Genomic DNA, 19,289 nt, shown 5'->3' with positions numbered 1-19,289 from the left:
CGTGGTTCGCCCTCCGAGGCCGGAGCGATGAGGGGCCAGGTGCGATAGCCGTCCGCAACCGTGACACCATAGACCGGTGCGGTCGGCGTTCCGAGGTCCTGGGCGGTACCGGCTACCCCAAGGGCGAGACCGGCGGTGAGGAAGGCTGCCGCCGCCAGCGGTCGCCGCTGCATGCAGGGATCAGAGGCCATCGACGTCGATCACCGCATGCGCGAAGGCCTGCGGCGCTTCCTGCGGGAGATTGTGACCGCTGCCGCCGGTAATCAGGCGGAGCGCATAGCGGCCGCTAAACTTCTTGGCGTCGATCTCGGGCCTCGGATGCGGGGCGCCATTCGCGTCCCTTTCCAGGGTGATGGGCGGAATTGCCGCCCTGAAACGAATTCGCGCTTTGGATGAAATGGCAGCTTTGTGAGCCGCTGGTTTTACTCTCGCGCCGAACAACGACGGCGGACATTTGCCGCACATCAAACCAGTGATTCGAGCGGACTCGGAATCGGATCGAGGCAGCTCGCATCCCGGTAGGACAACCCCGCTCCTTGAGAAGTCGATTTGGCCGGACGCCGCCGGTCCGCTTCGGAGCACCATGAAGAGTAAGACTGACCAGCCGCTTGCGGCCCTCAACGCCGATCGCAAGATCCTGCGTGGACCCAGGACGGGCGGCCCGGCGGTGGCAGAGTGGTCAGGGACCGTTAAGCCGATCTCTGGCTTCCGGGCAGGGTGGCGCAGCGCGCCACAGCCACAGCGCCGTTAGGACCAGCAGCAGCGTGGCGATCGCGCCGGTCCAGCCCAGCGCATCCCAGCCGGCCCAGCGGCCGGCTCCGATAGCGCGCACCATAAGCGGGCCGGCGATCTGTCCAGCGGCAAACGCGGCGGTCATCTGAGCGAGCAGCGGCGTCGGATTGTCTGGCCGCGCTTCACGCGCCAACTGCAAGCCGGCCATGGTGGCAACCATGAACGTGCCGCCTACGAAGACCGCCGATGCAGCGATGGCCGAGAGGGTCTGAACGAATAGAGGGAGGGCGGTGCCGAGCGCCATGATGCCTTGTGCCAGAGCCCAGATGCGCTGGCGGGACCCGCGAGGCAACCAAAGCGCTACGGCTGCCACCGACATGGCAGCGGCCAAGCCGAATAGCGGCCAGGTCAATCCGAACACCAGAGGATCAGGGGCAAGCTCGCGCGCCATGGCCGGAAGGAATGTCGCCGGGACGATGTAACCGAAGCCGAAGGTCCCGTAGCAGAACACCAGGGCCAGCTGCCTGCTCAGGCGGATCGGTGCGACCGCGGCGGCCTCACGCTCCATGATCCCTGGCGGGGTCATACTCTGCCCGTGTGACTGCGCCCACGCGAGCAGCGCTCCGGCGCCGGCGACCAGTCCCAGCTCGAGCCATAGCGCGTCTGCCAGTTGACGTCCGCCGAGCCAAGTCAGCACGCCAGCCAGCGCGATGCCGAGGCCAACGCCGGTGTAGATCCAGGCGCCCAGATGGCCGGCCCGATGCCGAGCAAGTTCAGCCAAGCACCAGCCGCTCGTGCAGACCAGCGCCCAGGCACTGAATACGCCTGCTGCCGCGCGCAGCCCAGCGCCGACAAGGGCGAGCGCGCCGGCATCGATCGCTGCCATCGCCAGCGTTGTCAGCGCGATGCCAAGCAGGCTCAGCAACAGACCGCAACGCGGGTTGCCGGCGAACCATGAGGCCGTCAGGGCGCCGACGAAGTAGCCGACATAGTTGGCGGTCGCCCACTCCGCACCGGCTGCTGCGCTCAGGGTGCCGTCCCGAATCATCAGCGGCATGAGCGGCGTGAAGGCGAACCGGCCGATCCCCATGGCGATGGCGAGAGCAACGGTGCCGCTGCTGACAATCGGCCAAGTCGCGCGGTTGGATAGGGTGAGGGTGTGCTGGCTTGTGCTCATCGGCAACCGATTGAACACCGACCGATCGATCTTGGAAAATGAATTATTGTGACCTATCGTTCTTCAGATGAGAACGATGGATCTCGACGACCTTCACATCTTTCGCTGCGTCGTGCGGGAAGGCGGAATCACGCGGGCGGCAGCGCAGCTGCACCGGGTGCCCTCCAATGTCACCACTCGGATCAAGCAGCTTGAGGAGCGGCTGGGGGTAGCCTTGTTTCACCGTCAGGGCCGCAGTCTGACCCTGACGGAAACCGGACGCACCCTCCTCGGTCATGCTGAGAAGTTGCTGCAAATGGCTGACTTAGCCGAGCAGGAGTTGCGCAGCGGTATCGTGCGCGGTGTGCTGCGGCTCGGCGCGCTGGAAAGCACGGCCGGCGCACGGCTGCCGCCAATCCTTTCCGCCTTCCATGCGCAGCATCCCAACGTCACGATCGAGCTGCAAACCGGCACAACCCGCGCGTTGCTGCGCCGGTTGGAACGCTTCGAAGTCGAGGCCGCCTTCGTATCCGAGCCCTTTGAAAGAGGCGGTCTCTCATCAATTCCAGCCTTCAGCGAGGAGCTGGTGTTGATCACCGCTCAGCACGGCCCTGCCATCCCTGACGCTATGGCGTTGAGTGGGCGGACGCTGGTGGCGTTCCCGCATGGCTGTTCCTATCGCCAGCGCCTTTCCGAGTGGCTGGCCGAAAGCGGCACATCGCCTGACCGGATCTTGGAGATGAGTTCGTACCACGCCATCGTGGCTTGTGTTGCGGCTGGCACGGGTGTGGCGATTGTACCAGCGGAGGTCCTCGAACACGCTGTCCTGAGTACGGCGGTTGAGCGCCACTCGTTGCCGCCGCACCTCCGCGTCAACCGAACCCATCTCGTGTGGTCAGGCGAGGCTAGTGCCCCGCTGCAGTCACTTATGAAATTGCTGCCCCGTGGCACCGTCAACGCCTGAGCGTCCGTACAAAATCCGCTGCCGCTCTCAATGCAGTGTCTTTGATCTGGATTCGGCCCCATTCTTAAACAGGCACGTGGCCGTCAAAGAAGTCGTGTATGACTTTTCAACTCCGAACGCCCGATCTCACCCAAATCATGCGCGCAAATATTTTGCCTGCAGCTCAGAAAAGGTTCGATAATGGCTTTCCGCCTCCCGGCTCAAGCTGCAGGCAAGCGGACGTTCCATGCCGCTCAGGTAAATGCCTGAAAAATTCCCCATTCCGCCGAGGCCTGCAGCGTCCCGGAACTGGCCCCTGGTGCAACAAAGCTCTTGAGCCCCGAACGCACGCCAAATCGCCATTGACCTGTTACCAGTGAGCACACGTTCCGCTTCACACCCATTCCATCACTGGCGCTTCGGCCGCACCTCTTAACAGACTGTATTGCGTCAGCGTTTCGCAGCGATCGCTCCTCCCTCCTGCCGCGCCCAGCCGGACGCCGTCGAGTGACGATCTTAAGTCTTCCTCTCATCGAAGCAGACCACCGAACGTGCTGCAGGATAGACAGCGACACGCGGAGTATGGCCCATTGTCAGCAACGCCGGGCCTCAGCATCGGCGATGGGACGGATACGCCAATGAGGACAACGCGTCGCGTTTTCTTGACGGGTGCCGCATCCGCAGTCGCGGGCGGTCTGGCGCCGGGAGTGATCCGCTCGGCCTGCGCCCAGGGTGCCGGCTCGACGATCCGGATTGGCATGGTGCTGCCGGTGACGGGGCCGGGCGCAGATGCGGGCCGCTACGCGCTGAGCGGCGCCAAGATCGCCCTAGAGGCGGTCAACAAAGCCGGCGGCGTGCTCGGCAAGCCACTTGAGATCGTCACTGAGGACGACCAGACCACCAATCCCGGTGCGGTCTTCGCCTTCTCCAAGCTCGCCTCGCAGAGCGACCTCGTCGGCTTCCTGGGCTCGATCCGCTCGACCCAGAACCATGCCATGGCCCCCGACATCCTGAAGACCGGCAAGCCCGTCTGCTTCGGCGGCACCGACCCGGTGCTGACGCAGCTCGGCAACCCCTGGCTCTTCCGCTTCCGTCCCAACGACAGCTTCTCGGCCCGCGTGATCGCCGAGCACGGCGTCAACGGGCTCGGCAAGAAGAAGTGGGCAATCATCCACTCCACCGACGCCTTCGGCACAAGCGGCGCCAAGGCGCTGGCCGAGAGCCTCGCCAAGAGTGGCGCCACGGTCGCCCTCGACCAGGGCTACACCAACCAGAGCCAGGACTTCACGCCGGTCGTACTGGCGATACGCCAGTCGGGCGCCGACGTCATCGGCTCGTACTTCACCTTCGAGAACGACATCGGGATCTTTGCGAGGCAGTTGCGCCAGCTCGGCGTCACCGCGCCCTGGGTCGGCTCCCCGTCGATCACCAACGTGACGGCCCTGAAGCTCGCCGGGCCGTCCCTGTACGGCACCTACGGCGTGGCCGACTACGCCGAGGAATCGAGCGACGCCGCCCGCGCCTACGGCAAGGCCTACCGGGCGGCGACGAAGATCGCGCCCGACAACCAGTCGTCCTGGACCTTCGACGCGGTCACGGTGCTCGCCAAGGCGATCAACGCGGCGGGCAAGACCGATCCGCAGGCAATCCGCGAAGCTCTTCTTGCAGTGCGCGGCCACGAGGGCGCCGAGGGCACCTACAACTTCGATAAAAACGGTGACGGTCTGCACGGCTACAACGTCGTGCGCAACGACAAGGGTAACATCGTCTTCGATCGGCGGATCGATTTCTACCAGGGCTGAAACGCCCGGATCGAGACAGGCCCCGCGGCCGCACCGATCCGGCAGGGTCGGCACGGTCCCGGGGGCATCCCCCGGAGAGGCAACGCGTGCGGACCGCATGGACCTGATCCTGCAACTCCTCTTCACCGGGATCGGCATCGGCTCCGTCTACGCCCTGGTGGCGCTCGGCTTCGTGCTGATCTTCCGCGCCACCAACGTGGTGAACTTCGCCCAGGGCGAGTTCTCGATGGTGGCGGCCTTCCTGATGGTCGTCTTCGCCGTCGACCTCCAATGGCCGTACTGGTTGTCGATCCTCCTCACCATCGGCGGGATGGCGCTGCTCGGTGCCCTGTTTAACCTGGGCGTCTACTATCCGCTGCGACACCGCAGTTACCTACCGGTGATCATCTCGACCATCGGCGCCTCGATCTTCCTGGCCAACACCACCCTCGCCCTCTACGGTCCGCAACCGCAGGTGCTGCCGCCCGTCTTCGAGACGCAAGGCTTTCTGCTCGGCCCGGTCTTCCTCGACAGCCAGTACCTGCTGATCATCGCCGTTACGGCGACGCTGGTGGCGTTCCAGTACTGGTTCTTCGAGCACACGCTGATCGGCAAGAAGCTTCAGGCGACCTCGCAGGACAAGGAGATGGCCGCGCTCCTCGGAATTCCCGTGGCCGGGATGATCATGCTGACCTTCGTGTACAGCGCGGTGCTCGGCGGGATCGCCGGCATCCTCGTGGCGCCCGTTCTATTCGTGTCGATCCAGATGGGCGCCACGATCGCCCTCAAGGCCTTCGCGGCGACCATCATCGGCGGCTTCGGCGACGTGACCGGCGCGATCATCGGCGGCTTGGCGCTCGGCATCATCGAGACCTTCGGGGCGGCCTACATCTCGGTGCCCTACAAGGACGCCTTCGCCTTCCTGGTCCTCGTGATCTTCCTCGTCGTGCGCCCGCAGGGCCTGTTCGGCGAGCGCGTGGCGGAGAAGGCATGAGCGCCCCCCCTTCCCCGATCGCCGGCCCGGCCGCCGCGGCTCCGGTCCGCACGCCCGCCGCACGCCGCCGGCTGCCGCTCGGCAGCCTCGCCTATGCGGCTCTTGCGGTCGCCACCGTGGCGCTTGCCGCGACGACGCCGCTCAGCGGCTACGCCCTGAACATCCTGATGCAGGCGGCGACCTACGCCATCGCGGTGATCGGGCTCACCGTCGTGCTGGGCCTGTGCGGGCAGATCAACCTGGCCCAGGCCGCGTTTTTCGGTATCGGCGCCTACGCGGTCGGCCTCGGCACGGTCGACGGCGGGCTGAACTTCTGGATCTGCTTGGTCATCGGCCTCGGCCTCGCCGTGGTGCTCGGCGCTGCGCTCGGCGCCTCCACCCTGCGGCTCGGCGGCCACTATCTTGCCATGGTGACGATCTCGTTCCAGCAGATCCTGACGCTGGTGCTGACCAACTGGATCCCGGTGACGCACGGGCCGGACGGGGTACCCAACATCCGCCGCCCCGCCCTCTTCGCAGACGGACAGAGCTATCTCGCCCTCTGCGTGCTCGTGCTGGCCGTGGTCGGTTGGCTCGTCTGGCACATGCCGCAGACCCGGCTCGGGCGCGCCATGCGCGCGGTGCGCGACAACGAACTCGCCGCGGGCGTCTCGGGCATCGACATCTACCGCACCAAGGTTGCCGCCTTCGCCCTCGGGGCGCTGCTCGCGGGCCTCGGCGGCGGCCTGTTCGCCGGCAGCTTCACCTACATCAGCCCCGACCAGTTCTCCTTCGCCGAATCGATCGTCTTCCTGACGATGGCGCTGCTCGGCGGCGTCGGCTCGCCGGTGGGCGCCGTGATCGGCACCGCCCTGCTGATCCTGATCCCTGAATGGCTCCGCTTCCTCAAGGAGATCCCGGGGCTCTACCTCGCGATCTACGGGCTCGCGGTGATCCTGATCGTGGTGTTCATGCCCGACGGGATCTGGGGCTTCCTCGGCGATCAGGTCCGGCGCCTGCGCCGAGCCCGCCCGGCACCGCCGCAGGCGGCCGAGCTGACGCTGGTCCAGGATGAGGCCTCCGCCGCGCCGATGCTGGAGGTGTCGGGGCTGGCCAAGCACTTCGGTGGTCTCAAGGCCGTGGACGCGGTGAGCTTCACGGTGGCGCGGGGCGGAATCCACGCGCTGATAGGTCCGAACGGCTCCGGCAAGACCACGACGCTCAACGTCCTCTCGGGCCTCTACAGCCCGACGGGCGGCAGCGTGCGCCTGGCCGGCCGGGACGTCACCCATCTGCCGCCGCACCGGCGGGCGGCGGCCGGGATCGGGCGCACCTTCCAGAACATCCGCCTGTTCCGCTCCATGAGCGCCCTAGAGAACGTCATCATTGGGGCCGAGCGTCCCAACAACCCGCTGGCCGCCCGCGACCGGGCGGCGCTGGAGGCCCGCGCGCGGTCGGCCCTGGCCTTCGTGGGGCTCGAAACGCGGGCGCAGGAGCCGATCTCCGGCTTCTCGTACGGCCACCAGCGCCTGATCGAGATCGCGCGGGCGCTCGCCGGCAACCCCGTGCTCCTCCTCCTCGACGAGCCGGCCGCGGGGCTCAATTCCAGCGAGAAGATCGCCCTCACGGGGCTGCTGCGGCGGATGGCGGCCAAGGGCCTGACCATCCTGATCATCGACCACGACATGACGCTGGTGAGCGACGTGGCGAGCCACGTCACCGTCCTGAACTTCGGCCGCCGCATCGCCGACGGCGTCACCGCGGGCGTCCTGCGCGAGCCCGCGGTGATCGAGGCCTATCTCGGCGAGGACGCCTCCGCGGGCCCAGCGGCGAGCCTCAAGACCGACCTCGCTCCGGTGTGACCCGCGATGGCGCCGCTCTCGACACCGCTTCTGGAGATCCGCGATCTCGTCGTCCGCTACGGGGAGATCGAGGCCGTGCGCGGGCTGTCGTTCTCCGTGGGCGCCGGGGAGGTCGTGACCCTGCTCGGCTCGAATGGCGCCGGCAAGTCGACGACCCTGAAGGCGATCTCGGGTGTGGTGAGACCCGCCGCCGGCACGATCCTGCTGGAGGGGCAGCCTTTGGAGGGCCTCAAGCCGGAGGCGATCGTGCGCCTGGGCGTTGCCCACGTGCCGGAGGGGCGCCGGATCTTCCCGGGCCTGACCGTGCGCGAGAACATCATGCTGGGCGCCTCGAACCGAACAGGCCTCACCAAGCGAGCCCTGCGCGACGAGGTCGAGGCGATGTTCGACCTCTTTCCGGACATCCGCCGGTTCGGCAATGCGCTGGGCTGGACGCTGTCCGGCGGCCAACTCCAGATGGTGGCGCTCGCCCGCGGCCTGATGGCCAAGCCCCGCATCCTGCTTCTCGACGAGCCCTCGCTCGGCCTGGCTCCGGTGATCGTCCAGGCGGTGTTCGCGATCATCGCCGAGGTGCGCCGCCGCGGGACCACAGTGCTGCTGGTCGAGCAGAACGCCCGGATGGGTCTCTCGGTGGCCGATCGCGGCTACGTGCTGGAGACCGGCCGGCTCGTCTTGGAAGGCGAACCGCATGCGCTATGGGCTAACGACGAAATCCGGTCGGCGTATCTCGGAGGACGCACGAAGCCTGCGGTCCTGGTCTCACAGGAACGCTTGTAAGAGGGGAGCTTGGCGGTTCAGGTGATGCACGGTTTCACCGCGCTGCGCTGCCCGGAAGCAGGCACCCCGGGAGACCGCAACGGGTGGCAAGCCGCCCAGCGGGCCCGATGTCGGCTCCTGGCGTGATCCTGACCCGGAACCTTCGCTGTAGGAGCGTCCGCTGCCGGGTTCGGCTGGACGGCGGCAATGAGTGCTAGGCGAACGTCCGCCTGTCGGGGATCAGCCAAGGTTCGCTGAGAGCGTGTACGGTCGTCGAACGATCAGAGATCACGGCTGCCATGCGGAGGCTGGCCCACGGCTCGCATTGTCCCGGCTGAGGGAAGCCGATGAGGCCAAGCGCCTTGAGGGGGTGCCCGAGCTACCGGTCTCGCTGGCGCATGGGCGCAATCGCTCGTAAACGCCTAGATCGCCAAATCCCGCAGACCAGTGAAGACCGCAGTGGCCGAACGCCCACTCCCCGAAGGCCATCCGGAGCTCAGTTTCCTCGCGGGGGGAGGCGAACTCGGCGCGCTCATCCGCACGCAAGATTGGGCCTCCACACCCCTCGGCTCGGCCCATGCCTGGCCTCAGAGTCTCAAGACCGCAGTGCGGATCATGCTCACCTCCCGGCAGCCGATCTGGATCGGCTGGGGGCCCGGTCTCACCTTCCTGTACAACGACGCCTACAAATCGATCATCGGCGGAAAGCACCCCTCGGCTCTCGGCCGTCCAACCGCGGAGGTGTGGCGTGAAATCTGGGCCGATATCGGCCCCCTACTCGCGACTGCCATGGGCGGCATCGAGGGGACCTTTGTCGAAGAGCAGCTCCTGATCATGGAGCGCAACGGATACCCAGAAGAGACCTACTACACCTTCTCGTACAGTCCGATCCCCGGCGACGACGGCCAGCCGGGCGGCATCATCTGCGCCAACAGCGAGGACACGCACAGGGTCGTCGGCGACCGTCAGCTCGCGTTGCTGCGTGAACTGGCGGCCGAGACCGTGCCGGCGCGGTCCTGGCGGGAAGCCTGTGAGCGTAGCGCGGCCGCACTGGCGCGTGATCCGCACGACATCACGTTCGCTCTGCTCTACATCGTCGAGCCTGGCCAAGAGGAGGCCGAACTCGCCGCCGTGACGGGCCTGGACCCCGCGTCCGCCGGTGTCGGCAGCCGTATCGGGCTCGACGATGGCAGTTCCTGGCCGATCGGGTCCGTGGCCCGCTCCCAGGAGGTGCATCTCGTCGGGAACCTGGGTGAGATCGCCCCGATCGGGACCGCTGGCGTCTGGAAGCGTCCGCCCGATCGGGCCGCAGTGCTGCCTGTACCGGCCAGCAGTGACACCGGCCGCGGCGGCGTGCTGGTCGTGGGCCTCAACCCATACCGGCTGTTCGACAAGGACTATCGCGCCTTCCTCGGCCTCGTGGCGGGGCAGATCTCGGCAGCCATCGCCAGTGCCGATGCCCATGAGGAGGAGCGGCGCCGCGCCGAGGCTCTGGCCGAACTCGATCGGGCCAAGACCGCCTTCTTCTCCAACGTCAGCCATGAGTTCCGCACGCCTCTCACCCTGATGCTCGGCCCTCTTGAGGAGGTGCTGGAGAGCGGCTCGGGCAGCGATGCCGTACGCGCGCAGGTGGAGCTCGCCCATCGGAACGGCACGCGCCTGCTGCGCTTGGTCAACAGCCTGCTCGACTTCTCGCGCCTCGAAGCAGGGCGGGTGAGCGCCGTTTTCGAGCCGGTGGACCTGTGCCAACTCACAGGCGAGATCGCCTCCAGCTTCCGCTCGGCCGTCGAGCGGGCCGGCCTCTCTCTCGAGGTCCGCTGCAAGCCGCTGCCTCTGCCGTCGTACGTCGACCGGGAGCTGTGGGAGAAAATCGTTCTCAATCTCCTGTCCAACGCCTTCAAGTTCACGATGCGTGGCGGGATCACGGTGACCGTTGAGCCCTCGGCGGACGGTCGCGCTGCCCGCGTCGCGGTCGCGGATACGGGCATCGGCATCCAGGCCCCCGAGATCCCGAAGCTGTTCGAGCGATTTTACCGCGTCGAGGGCGTGCAGGGACGCAGTTTCGAGGGAAGCGGGATCGGGCTCGCTCTCGTACAGGAGCTCGTCCGGCTGCACGGAAGCGAGATCGCCGTCGAGAGCACCGTCGGTCAGGGCACAACCTTCACGATTACGCTTCCGCTCGGGCGCTTTCACCTCCCGGCTGCGCAAGTGCGCGACCACGCCGCCGATCCGGCGGCACCTGTGGCAAACGCGCACGAGTACCTGGAGGAGGCGCTGCGGTGGTTGCCAGAGGCTGCGCCGCTCGAGGCCGCCGGAGAGCTGTCAACCGCCGGACTGGAGGCGATTGCGCCCGACGGATCCCAGAGGGTCGGGGCAGGTAGATACGTGCTCCTCGCCGACGACAACGCCGACATGCGCAGCTACGTCGCGCGGCTGCTCGAGAGCCAGGGCTACCGGGTGAAAGCCGTGGGCGATGGGGAGGAGGCTCTCGCGGTCGCGTGCACCACGTCGCCGGACCTGCTCCTGACGGACGTGATGATGCCGAAGCTCGACGGCTTCGGGTTGCTGCGCGCGGTTCGCCGAGAGCCTGGCATCGCCGGGGTTCCGGTGATCATGCTCTCCGCACGAGCCGGCGAGGAGGCCAAGATCGAGGGCCTCAATGCCGGGGCCGACGACTATCTTGTGAAGCCCTTCGCGGCCCGCGAACTCCTGGCCCGCGTCAACGCGACCATCCAGGTGGCCGAAGTGCGCCGCGAGGCCAACCGGGCGATCTGGGCGAGCGAGCAACGTTTCCGCATCAGCCAGGACCGGCTGTCTATGGCGCTCTCGACGGGAGGCGTCGGCATCTTCGAGTGGGAGATCGACACCGACAAGGTGGCGGTGCTCGGGCCGATCGCTGCGCTGTTCGGCGTCAACCGGGAGGACTCTGAGGCCGCCGGCCTGCCGCTCGCATCCTTCATTGCCGGCATTCACCCGCAGGACCGATCACGCGTGCAGGAGGTGATCTCGCAGTCGATTGCCGCCTCGACACCCTACCGTGCCGAATACCGCGTTATTGGCGGTGATGGCGAGCGGATCGTGCTCGCGGTGGGCCAGCACTCGATATCACCGGGCCGGGGACGGCGGCTCGCCGGCGTGATCATGGACGTTACCGAGCGGCGGCGCGCTGAGCAGGGGTTGCAGGCGCTGAATGATCGCCTTGAGCAGCGCATCTCCGAGGAGCTGGGCGAGCGCCTGAAGGCCCAGGAAGCTCTGCGCCAAGCCCAGAAGATGGAGGCGGTGGGCCAGCTCACCGGTGGCGTGGCGCACGACTTCAACAACCTGCTGACCATCATCCGCTCGTCGGTGGATTTCCTGCAACGGCCGAATCTGCCGGAGGAGCGGCGGCGGCGATACATGGACGCGGTGTCGGACACGGTGGACCGGGCCGCCAAGCTCACCGGCCAGCTTCTCGCCTTCGCCCGGCGGCAGGCGCTCAAGCCTGAGACCTTCGAGGTCGGCGCCTGTCTGCGCGGCATTGCCGATATGCTCGACACAGTCACCGGCGCCCGCATCCGGGTTGTCCTGGAGGCGCCGGACACCCCCTGCTACGCCCGCTGCGATCGCAGCCAATTCGAGACCGCTCTGGTCAACATGGCAGTCAACGCCCGTGACGCGATGGATGGCGCAGGCACGCTGACCCTGCGGTTGGCCTGCCATCATCCGCTTCCGGCGATCCGCGGCCACGCCGGCTCCCGTTCAGCCTTCGTCGCGGTCTCGCTGACGGACACCGGCACGGGCATTACACCGAGCGATCTCACCCGCATCTTCGAGCCGTTCTTCACCACCAAGGAGGTGGGCAAGGGCACCGGGCTTGGGCTGTCCCAGGTGTTTGGCTTCGCCAAGCAGTCGGGCGGCGACATCGACGTGGCGAGCGCAGTGGGTGCGGGTACCACTTTCACGCTGTACCTCCCCGAAGTTGACGTGACGGATGCGGCTGTTTTCGAGCAGGCTGGTGAAGCCGGGGCGACCGACGGAGCCGGCCGGAAGGTTCTCGTGGTCGAGGACAACGTCGAGGTCGGCCGCTTCGCGACCCAGATCCTGGAAGACCTTGGCTATGCGCCGGAGTGGGCGGCGAACGCCGAGGCGGCCCTGGAGCGGCTTGGCTCGGACGGCGACGGGTTCGACGTGGTGTTCTCGGATGTGGTGATGCCGGGCATGGGCGGGCTTGCGCTGGCCGATGAGCTGCGACGGCGGCTACCCGATCTGCCGGTGGTGCTGACCTCGGGCTACAGCCACGTGCTCGCCCAGGAGGGTAGCCATGGCTTCGAGTTGCTGCACAAGCCCTATGCGGCCGACGAGCTCTCGCGGGTGTTGAGGCAGGTCATCGGTCATCGAGGCCGCGTCCCTCAAGACAGCATTCGGTAGTCCCCTTGGAGATGCCGGTTCGAGGAGCAAACCAGCTCTCCCCACCGCGGGCCTGGACGGTTCTCTGATGGCGCCACTCAGGTCCAGGACCTCTGCTGCGGCAGCGTCCGCGTCCGAGATGATGCCGGGTTCATCCGAGCGGCGACAATGGACGCGAAGCCGACGGCCGGATCTGGAGAAGTCCGGAGCAACGCGCATGCGAAGCCTCAAGCCCGTCGAGACCCCAGAACTCCTTTTGCGGAAGCTGCCTCTATCGATGCGAAGGCCGACCTCAGCCTTCAGGCTATGAGCTCATGATCGCCCGGACGGGGAGCATTCGGCGAGCAGCCGCATTCTCCGCTACATGGCGCCCATGAATGATGACCAACGATCACCAGAGCCCACCGGAGGTGACGGCGATGTCAGCGCGGGCGAGCCGGCCCGTGGCCGCATGGACCAGGGCGCCTTGGAACCGCTCGGCCGGCCAGGATTGCGCCACTGGCAACAGAGTACCATCACCGACCCGGGCCTGAACGAGCGCGGGAGCGTCTTCTTCGCCGCCGTCGAGATGACCCGGATGCCGATGATCCTGGCCGATCCGCGCCAGGACGACATCCCCATCGTCTTCGCCAACAATGCCTTCCTCGACCTGACCGGCTATGAGGAAGGCGAGGTACTCGGGCGCAACTGCCGCTTCCTGCAGGGCGCAGGCACCGACCCAGCGCACGTGCGCCAGCTCCGGGAGGCCGTCGCTGCGGGCAAGGCCACTGCCGTTGAGATCCTGAACTATCGTCGGGACGGCACGCCGTTCTGGAACGCGGTGTTCATGGGTCCGGTGCATAACCCCGAAGGCGAGATCATCTACTTCTTCGCCAGCCAGCTCGACGTGACCCTGCGGCGGGAGTCGGAGCAGCAGTTCCGGCAGGCGCAGAAGATGGAGGCCATCGGGCAGCTGACCGCAGGGCTGGCCCATGACTTCAACAACCTCCTGCATGTCATCAACGGCAGCCTGGAGCGGCTGGCAGCCAAGCGTCACGATGACAAGGCCTTCGAGCGGTATCATACGGCAGCCACCGCGGCGGCCGACCGCGGTGCGAAGCTGACCCATCAACTTCTCGCCTTCGCCCGCCGCGGCCGGCTGGAGCCGAAGGGCGTCGACCTGAGCGAACTGGTCAACTCCGTCGCCGAGTTGCTGGAGTCCTCGGTTGGCAGCAAGGCCACCCTGCACCTGAATCTGCAGCGGCGTCTGCCGCAGGTGCGGGTCGACGCGACTCACTTGGAAATGGCGCTCCTGAACGTGGTCGTGAACGCGCGCGACGCGTCTCCGAACGGCGGCGCCATCACGGTCACCACACGGCAGGTCCACCTCAACGGCGATGCCGCCTCGCGGCACTTGGAGCCGGGCGACTACGTGCTGCTGTGCGTCTCCGACGAGGGCACCGGAATGGCACCTCATATCCTGGCGCGGGCGACAGAGCCCTTCTTCACCACCAAGTCGCGCGGGGAGGGAACGGGCCTTGGCCTCGCCATGGCACACGGCTTCGTCCAGCAATCGGGGGGCCGGCTGGAGATCGAGAGTGCGGTCGGGCGCGGCACGACCATTCGCATGCTGTTTCCCGTGCTGAGGCAGAAGACGGATGACGCTGGCCACGGCGCGGTACAGACGGGCTATCAGGCGCGGCCCCTCGACCACCTGACCGCACCGCCGCTCGTCCTCGTCGTCGACGACAGCCGCGAGGCAGCTGCGCTGGCAGGAGAGGCGCTGCAGGACATCGGTTATCGCGTCGTGATCGCCCATAGCGCCGAGGAGGCGCTGGAGCGGTTCGAGGAAGCACTGGCGGGCGGGGACGGGTTCAAGCTCGTGTTCTCAGACGTGATCATGCCCGGCGGCGCGAATGGCCTCGTTCTGGCCGAGCAGGTCAGCAGCCGTGACCCGAGTGTGCCGGTCCTGCTCACCACCGGCTACAACGACGAGATGGCGATCGACGGCCCCCAGCCGCATGCCATGGACGTGCTGGGCAAGCCGTACCGGCGCAGCGAGTTGATCGACCGCGTGCAGGCTGCGCTGCGCAGGGGAGCACGGACCGGGCCGGGACGACAGAGCTCTGACTTCGGCCATGCTAAGGCATAAAGCCCCGCAAGGCCCTGTCCGCTTTGCCTTCCGGACCGTGCGCTTCCTGGATGCTGCCGGGTTCGGCTGAACGGCGGCGATGGACGCGAAACCGACTGCCGCTTCGCGGCCCACGGGTGCTCGTCCTCTCAGATCGTCGCGGCACTGCCGAGTGCGGGCTCAGGCGCCCGCTCGCGCCCAAGCCAGCTGCGCCGCATGGGTTTCAGTACGAAGTAGGCCAGCACGGCGGTGACGAGGTCGAGGACGATCGCGATCGAGAAGACCGGCTCCCAGTGGCCGGCCGCGTCGTGGATGAGCGCCGCGACAGGACCGCCCAGGAGCGAGCCAACGCCTTGTGCCATGTAGAGGAAGCCGTAATTCGTGGTGGCGTGCTTCGTCCCGAAGGTGTCGGTCAGGATTGAGGGGAACAACGAGAAGATCTCGCCCCAGGCGAAAAACACCACGCCTGACAGCAGTGCGAACGCGTAGGCGTTCTGCCGATTGTAGAGCAGCAGGCCGATCGCAAACGCCTCGAGCGTGAACGCGATCGCCATCGTATTCTCGCGGCCGATATGGTCCGACACCCAGCCAAAGAAGGGGCGCGTCAGGCCGTTGGTGATACGGTCGAAGGTCAGCGCGAAGGGGAGCGCCGCAAAGCCGAACACGAGGGCATCGGCGACGCCGAACTCGCGGGCGAAGTTGGCGAAATTCGCTGTGACCATCAAGCCGCCCGTCGACATCATCGTCATCATGGCGAACATCAACCAGAACAGCGGCGTGCGCAGCATCGCCCTCGGACCGGTGTCGGCTGCCGTGCTCGCGGTTCTTTCCGGATCGATCGACGGCACCTCGCCAGCCTGTGGCGCGCGCAGGCCGAGAGCGGCGAGCCCCCCGACTGCACCGAGGATGCAACCGAAGACCAAAAGCGTGTGCCGGAAGTCGGTGGCCGCGATCATGTCGGCGATCGGAAAGGTGGTGATCATGGCGCCCATGCCGTAGCCGGCCGCCACGATGCCGGCGGCGAAGCCCCGGCGGTCCGGGAACCAGCGCACCATCAGGCAGACTATGCCGACATAGACGATGCCGGTGCCGAGGCCGCAGAGCAAACCGTAGGTGGCATACAAGGCGAGCAGGCTCTCGGCTTTCGACGCCATGATCCAACCGAGCCCGCTCAGGGCGGCACCCACGGCGATCATCAGCTTCGGACTGAACCGGTCGATCAGGTAGCCCTGCACTGGCGAGAAGAAGGTCTGCAGCACGATCAGCAGCGTGAAGGTGACCTGCACAGCGGCGAGCGAAGCACCGGTGCTCGCCTGAAAGGGTTTGACGAACAGGGTCCAGACGTATTGCGGGCTCGAAATCGTCATCATGACGATCAGGCCCAGCAGGAGTTGCAGCCAGCGCCGACGCGACTCGACTGGGTCCATTTACACCTCCCGGCACCTTTTAAATAATGACATCATCAGCGCCGGCAGGCGTCAATCGTGCGCCGCAGCGCAGCTGCAGGCGCAGCGCCGCAGAATACGGTTGACCGCGCGTTGCATCTTGAGCGATGCGCGGGATTCGAGCCTTTATCGGGAGAGATCTGACTATAGAGGAGCGGCGTCGATCGAGCTGTGGCCGGCGCCTTTGTTGATCGGCGCCGGCTGGCAGCGATCCGCTGATTATCAAGCGGCCGCGGCGTCCCTGGCGAACTCCGTCCGCGCGGGGCTCCGCTCCCGATAGATGAGGAGCGTGGAGACGAGGCCGCAGGCGCCCGCGAACGCGAGCCAGAAGGCCGGGGCGGCGCGGTTGCCGGTCTCCTCGATGAGCCAGGTCGAGATGAGCGGGGTGAAGCCGCCGAACAGAGCCGTCGCCAGCGAATAGGCGAGTGAGAAGCCCGCGGTGCGCACGTGCGCCGGCACGATCTCGGTCAGCGCCACCACCATCGCGCCGTTGTAGCTCCCGTACAGGAAGGACAGCCACAGGAGCACGACCAGCATGTTGCCGAAGGACGGGTTGGCGACGAGCCACGCGAGCGCCGGGTAGGCGGTGAGCAGGGTCAGGGCCGAGAACGTGAGCAGGATGGGCTTGCGGCCGATCCGGTCAGAGAGCGCGCCCATCACAGGCAGCCAGAAGAAGTTCGACACCGCGACGCAGAAGGTGACGATGAGGCTGTCCTCGGCTGAGAGCTTCAGCACAGCCTTGCCGAAGGTCGGCGTGTAGACCGTGATGGTGTAGAACGAGACCGTGGTCATCACCACGAGCAGCATCCCGAGCCCCACGATCTGCCAGTTGCGGCCGAGCGAGGTGAAGATCTCCCGGGCCTTGGGACGGTGTTTGCGCTTGAGGAATTCCTCGGTCTCCTCCAGCGAGCGGCGGATGTAGAACAGGAACGGCACGATCAGGCAGCCGATGACGAACGGCACGCGCCACCCCCAGGAGCCCACCGCCTCGGGCGTGAGGGTCCGGCTCAGGCCGTAGCCGATGAGCGCTGAGGCCATGATGGCGACCTGCTGGCTGCCCGATTGCCAGCTGACGTAGAAGCCCTTGCGGCCGGGCGTCGCCATCTCGGCGAGGTAGACCGACACGCCGCCGAGTTCGACGCCCGCCGAGAAGCCCTGCAGCAGCCGGCCGATCAGCACCAGGAAGGGCGCGAACAGACCGATGGTCTCATAGGACGGCACGAAGGCGATGAGAATCGTGCCCATCGCCATGACACCGAGCGTGACGATGAGGCCCTGCCGCCGCCCGACCCGGTCGACGTAGGCACCGAGGAAAATGGCCCCGAGAGGCCGCATCAGGAACCCCGCCCCGAAGGTCACGAAGGTGAGCATCAGGGAGGCATATTCATTGCCGGCGGGAAAGAACGCCTTCGAGATGGAGGTAGCGTAGAACCCGAACAGGAAGAAGTCGAACATTTCGAGAAAATTGCCGCTCGTGACGCGCAGCACTGTGGCGATCTTGGATCGCGAGCGGTCTTCGGGGGCGAAGTGCGCCATAATATCCTCCCAGGGTGTGTTTGGCGTCGTTGTCAGGATGAGCCCGCCGCCGAGCGGCCGGGCTGCGATCGGGATTATCCATCGCGCTTCCGCGCCGGAGACCGCGCGGCGGCGCTCCTCGTCCCCTGCAGGGGGTGAGCAACCTCGGTCGGCGCCGCGAACCGACCGCCGTCTTGTCTGGATTGAAGAACCCGCGGCCGCGGCCGCGCGGATCGTCGGCGCGCGATCCGCGCGTCGATGGGCGCTTCACCCCGTCGCACTGAGCCTCTCGGCCGTCGGGAAGCCGCGGGGCTGCAAGGGCGCCGCGCTGGGCGATAGGTCCATGATCTGCATCCGTTCCCTCCTGATTGTATTTTGGAGGGACTGTAAGGATCGAACCTGTCACCAACCTGTCACGACAAGACGTCGCGCCATAAACTGGCCAAACCGTCCAGCTTACCGCCCCTCGATGACATGCCGCCACTGCTTCAGCGTGCGGTTGCGCTTGATCTGGTCGAGTGATGTGAGGAGTTCGGGCCCGACCTCGATGGGGCGTGGGTTGGGCGCCGCTGCGACCGGATCGTCGGGCCGGCGCGCGTCGGGCCGGGCCGGCGTCACCGAGCGGGCGGCCAGCTCCGCCTGGCCCTCCCGCGACAGCATGTAATCGAGGAAGAGCCGGGCCGCCGCCTTGTGCTGCGCGGCCTTGGGGATGAACGCGATGCGTGAGGTGACCAGCACGTAATCGGAGGGAAGGACGACGCCGATCTTCGGATCGCGCTTGGCACGCTCCAGCGCGTAGGAGCCGAAGACGTCGTAGGCCAGCAGCGCTTCGCCCGAGGCGACGCGGTCGAGCATGGGCGTGGTGGCCGTGTAGAGTTTCACCCCCACCTGTCCGAGGGCGCGCTCGAGATCCCAGGTCCGCGGCGTTACCGCGAGGTTCTGGGTGAGGAACAGGAACCCGACGCCACTGCGTTCCGGGTCGTAGGTGGCGATCTTGCCGTGCCAGTCCGCGGGGTTCTGCGTCAGGCTGCGCACGAGGTCCGCGTGGCTGCGCGGCACGCGGTCGTCGGGGAGCAGGGTGCGGTTATAGGCGATCGCGACCGGCTCGGCAGTGACGCCGTAGGCCTCGTAGCGCCACACGGCCCAGGCCGGCAGCCCGTCCGCCTCCCGGGAGACGTGGCGCTCGGCGAAGCCGTCGTTCACGAGCTTGACCTGGAGGTCCATGGCCGAACTCCAGAGGATGTCCGCCGTACCCTTGCCCTCGCCGACCTGGGTAAGGAACTCCTCGAAGAGCTTCGACGAGTTAAGCTTGGCGTAGGAGACGGCGATTGCCGGATAGTGCTGCCGGAAGCCCTCCAGCAGCGCAGAGGCCTCCGCCTCGTCGGTCGTGGCGCGGATCACCACCGCGCCTTCCCGCTGGGCCTGCGCGACGTCCTGGGGCTGCACGTCGACGGGGGCGTCGATCTGAGCTCGGGCGGAGACGGTGAGGACGCCCAAGGCGATCAGTCCAGCCGCGAGGATGCGCACGTTCCCTCTCCCGTCGCGCGGCTTTTCGGTTGCCAGCAGGGCCCCCAGTCGCGAGAATCGAAGGCTACAGGCTCGCGCCGCGATGCCAAGCCGCCGCAGCGCG

Annotated in this window: 11 protein-coding genes and 1 pseudogene; 7 read left to right on the top strand and 5 right to left on the bottom strand. The window is 67.0% G+C overall.

What is annotated here, in order from left to right; translation table 11 throughout:
* Positions 1–180 precede the first annotated feature (180 nt).
* A pseudogene (locus ACYCO6_RS03045) lies at positions 181–366 on the bottom strand (alpha/beta hydrolase); the annotation flags it as partial.
* Between the two features lie 313 nt (positions 367–679).
* Positions 680–1,927: a YbfB/YjiJ family MFS transporter gene (locus tag ACYCO6_RS03040; RefSeq protein ID WP_459769161.1), complete on the bottom strand. Its 1,248-nt coding sequence runs from the start codon at positions 1,925–1,927 to the stop codon at positions 680–682.
* 58 nt (positions 1,928–1,985) lie between these two features.
* Between ACYCO6_RS03040 and ACYCO6_RS03035 the strand changes: the two genes are divergently transcribed.
* The 7 genes from ACYCO6_RS03035 (at position 1,986) to ACYCO6_RS03005 (ending at position 14,720) form a co-directional block, all read left to right on the top strand.
* The gene (locus tag ACYCO6_RS03035) at positions 1,986–2,852 is read left to right on the top strand and encodes a LysR family transcriptional regulator (protein WP_459769159.1); all 867 of its coding nucleotides are present in this window, start codon (positions 1,986–1,988) and stop codon (positions 2,850–2,852) included.
* A 617-nt stretch (positions 2,853–3,469) separates the two neighbouring features.
* Positions 3,470–4,633, top strand: a complete 1,164-nt coding sequence (locus tag ACYCO6_RS03030) for an ABC transporter substrate-binding protein (protein WP_459769158.1) — start codon at positions 3,470–3,472, stop codon at positions 4,631–4,633.
* A 97-nt stretch (positions 4,634–4,730) separates the two neighbouring features.
* Positions 4,731–5,606, top strand: coding sequence for a branched-chain amino acid ABC transporter permease (locus ACYCO6_RS03025; protein WP_459769156.1), 876 nt, complete (start codon positions 4,731–4,733; stop codon positions 5,604–5,606).
* On the top strand, positions 5,603–7,447 hold the full coding sequence (locus ACYCO6_RS03020) for a branched-chain amino acid ABC transporter ATP-binding protein/permease (RefSeq protein ID WP_459769154.1): 1,845 nt from the start codon (positions 5,603–5,605) through the stop codon (positions 7,445–7,447). Before ACYCO6_RS03025 ends, ACYCO6_RS03020 begins: the two co-directional genes overlap by 4 nt.
* Before the next feature lie 6 nt (positions 7,448–7,453).
* A complete protein-coding gene (locus ACYCO6_RS03015; protein ID WP_459769152.1) occupies positions 7,454–8,224 on the top strand; it encodes an ABC transporter ATP-binding protein in 771 nt (256 codons plus the stop codon).
* A gap of 438 nt (positions 8,225–8,662) precedes the next feature.
* Complete coding sequence (locus ACYCO6_RS03010; RefSeq protein WP_459769150.1) at positions 8,663–12,610, top strand: ATP-binding protein; 3,948 nt, start codon at positions 8,663–8,665, stop codon at positions 12,608–12,610.
* Positions 12,611–13,040: 430 nt separating this feature from the next.
* Positions 13,041–14,720 (top strand): ATP-binding protein, encoded by a 1,680-nt coding sequence (locus tag ACYCO6_RS03005; protein WP_459769148.1) that lies wholly within the window; start codon positions 13,041–13,043, stop codon positions 14,718–14,720.
* Between the two features lie 128 nt (positions 14,721–14,848).
* On the opposite strand, the gene oxlT is transcribed toward ACYCO6_RS03005, so the two are convergent.
* From oxlT to ACYCO6_RS02990, 3 genes are all read right to left on the bottom strand, one after another.
* On the bottom strand, positions 14,849–16,126 hold the full coding sequence (gene oxlT, locus ACYCO6_RS03000) for an oxalate/formate MFS antiporter (RefSeq protein WP_459769146.1): 1,278 nt from the start codon (positions 16,124–16,126) through the stop codon (positions 14,849–14,851).
* A gap of 240 nt (positions 16,127–16,366) precedes the next feature.
* A complete protein-coding gene (gene tcuC, locus ACYCO6_RS02995; RefSeq protein WP_459769144.1) occupies positions 16,367–17,680 on the bottom strand; it encodes a tricarballylate/proton symporter TcuC in 1,314 nt (437 codons plus the stop codon).
* Positions 17,681–18,115: 435 nt separating this feature from the next.
* The gene (locus tag ACYCO6_RS02990) at positions 18,116–19,186 is read right to left on the bottom strand and encodes an ABC transporter substrate-binding protein (protein WP_459769142.1); all 1,071 of its coding nucleotides are present in this window, start codon (positions 19,184–19,186) and stop codon (positions 18,116–18,118) included.
* Positions 19,187–19,289 lie beyond the last annotated feature (103 nt).

This window comes from Methylobacterium sp. CM6257, assembly GCF_054611515.1.
This window is presented reverse-complemented; position numbering and strand designations above follow the sequence as displayed.

What these genes read in the sequence shown, in the direction of transcription:
- ACYCO6_RS03035 (WP_459769159.1), top strand. Translation starts at nt 1,986, where the DNA reads ATGGATCTCGACGACCTTCACATCTTTCGCTGCGTCGTGCGGGAAGGC.
- ACYCO6_RS03030 (WP_459769158.1), top strand. Translation starts at nt 3,470, where the DNA reads ATGAGGACAACGCGTCGCGTTTTCTTGACGGGTGCCGCATCCGCAGTC.
- ACYCO6_RS03025 (WP_459769156.1), top strand. Translation starts at nt 4,731, where the DNA reads ATGGACCTGATCCTGCAACTCCTCTTCACCGGGATCGGCATCGGCTCC.
- ACYCO6_RS03020 (WP_459769154.1), top strand. Translation starts at nt 5,603, where the DNA reads ATGAGCGCCCCCCCTTCCCCGATCGCCGGCCCGGCCGCCGCGGCTCCG.
- ACYCO6_RS03015 (WP_459769152.1), top strand. Translation starts at nt 7,454, where the DNA reads ATGGCGCCGCTCTCGACACCGCTTCTGGAGATCCGCGATCTCGTCGTC.
- ACYCO6_RS03005 (WP_459769148.1), top strand. Translation starts at nt 13,041, where the DNA reads ATGGACCAGGGCGCCTTGGAACCGCTCGGCCGGCCAGGATTGCGCCAC.
- oxlT (WP_459769146.1), bottom strand. Translation starts at nt 16,126, where the DNA reads ATGGACCCAGTCGAGTCGCGTCGGCGCTGGCTGCAACTCCTGCTGGGC.
- tcuC (WP_459769144.1), bottom strand. Translation starts at nt 17,680, where the DNA reads ATGGCGCACTTCGCCCCCGAAGACCGCTCGCGATCCAAGATCGCCACA.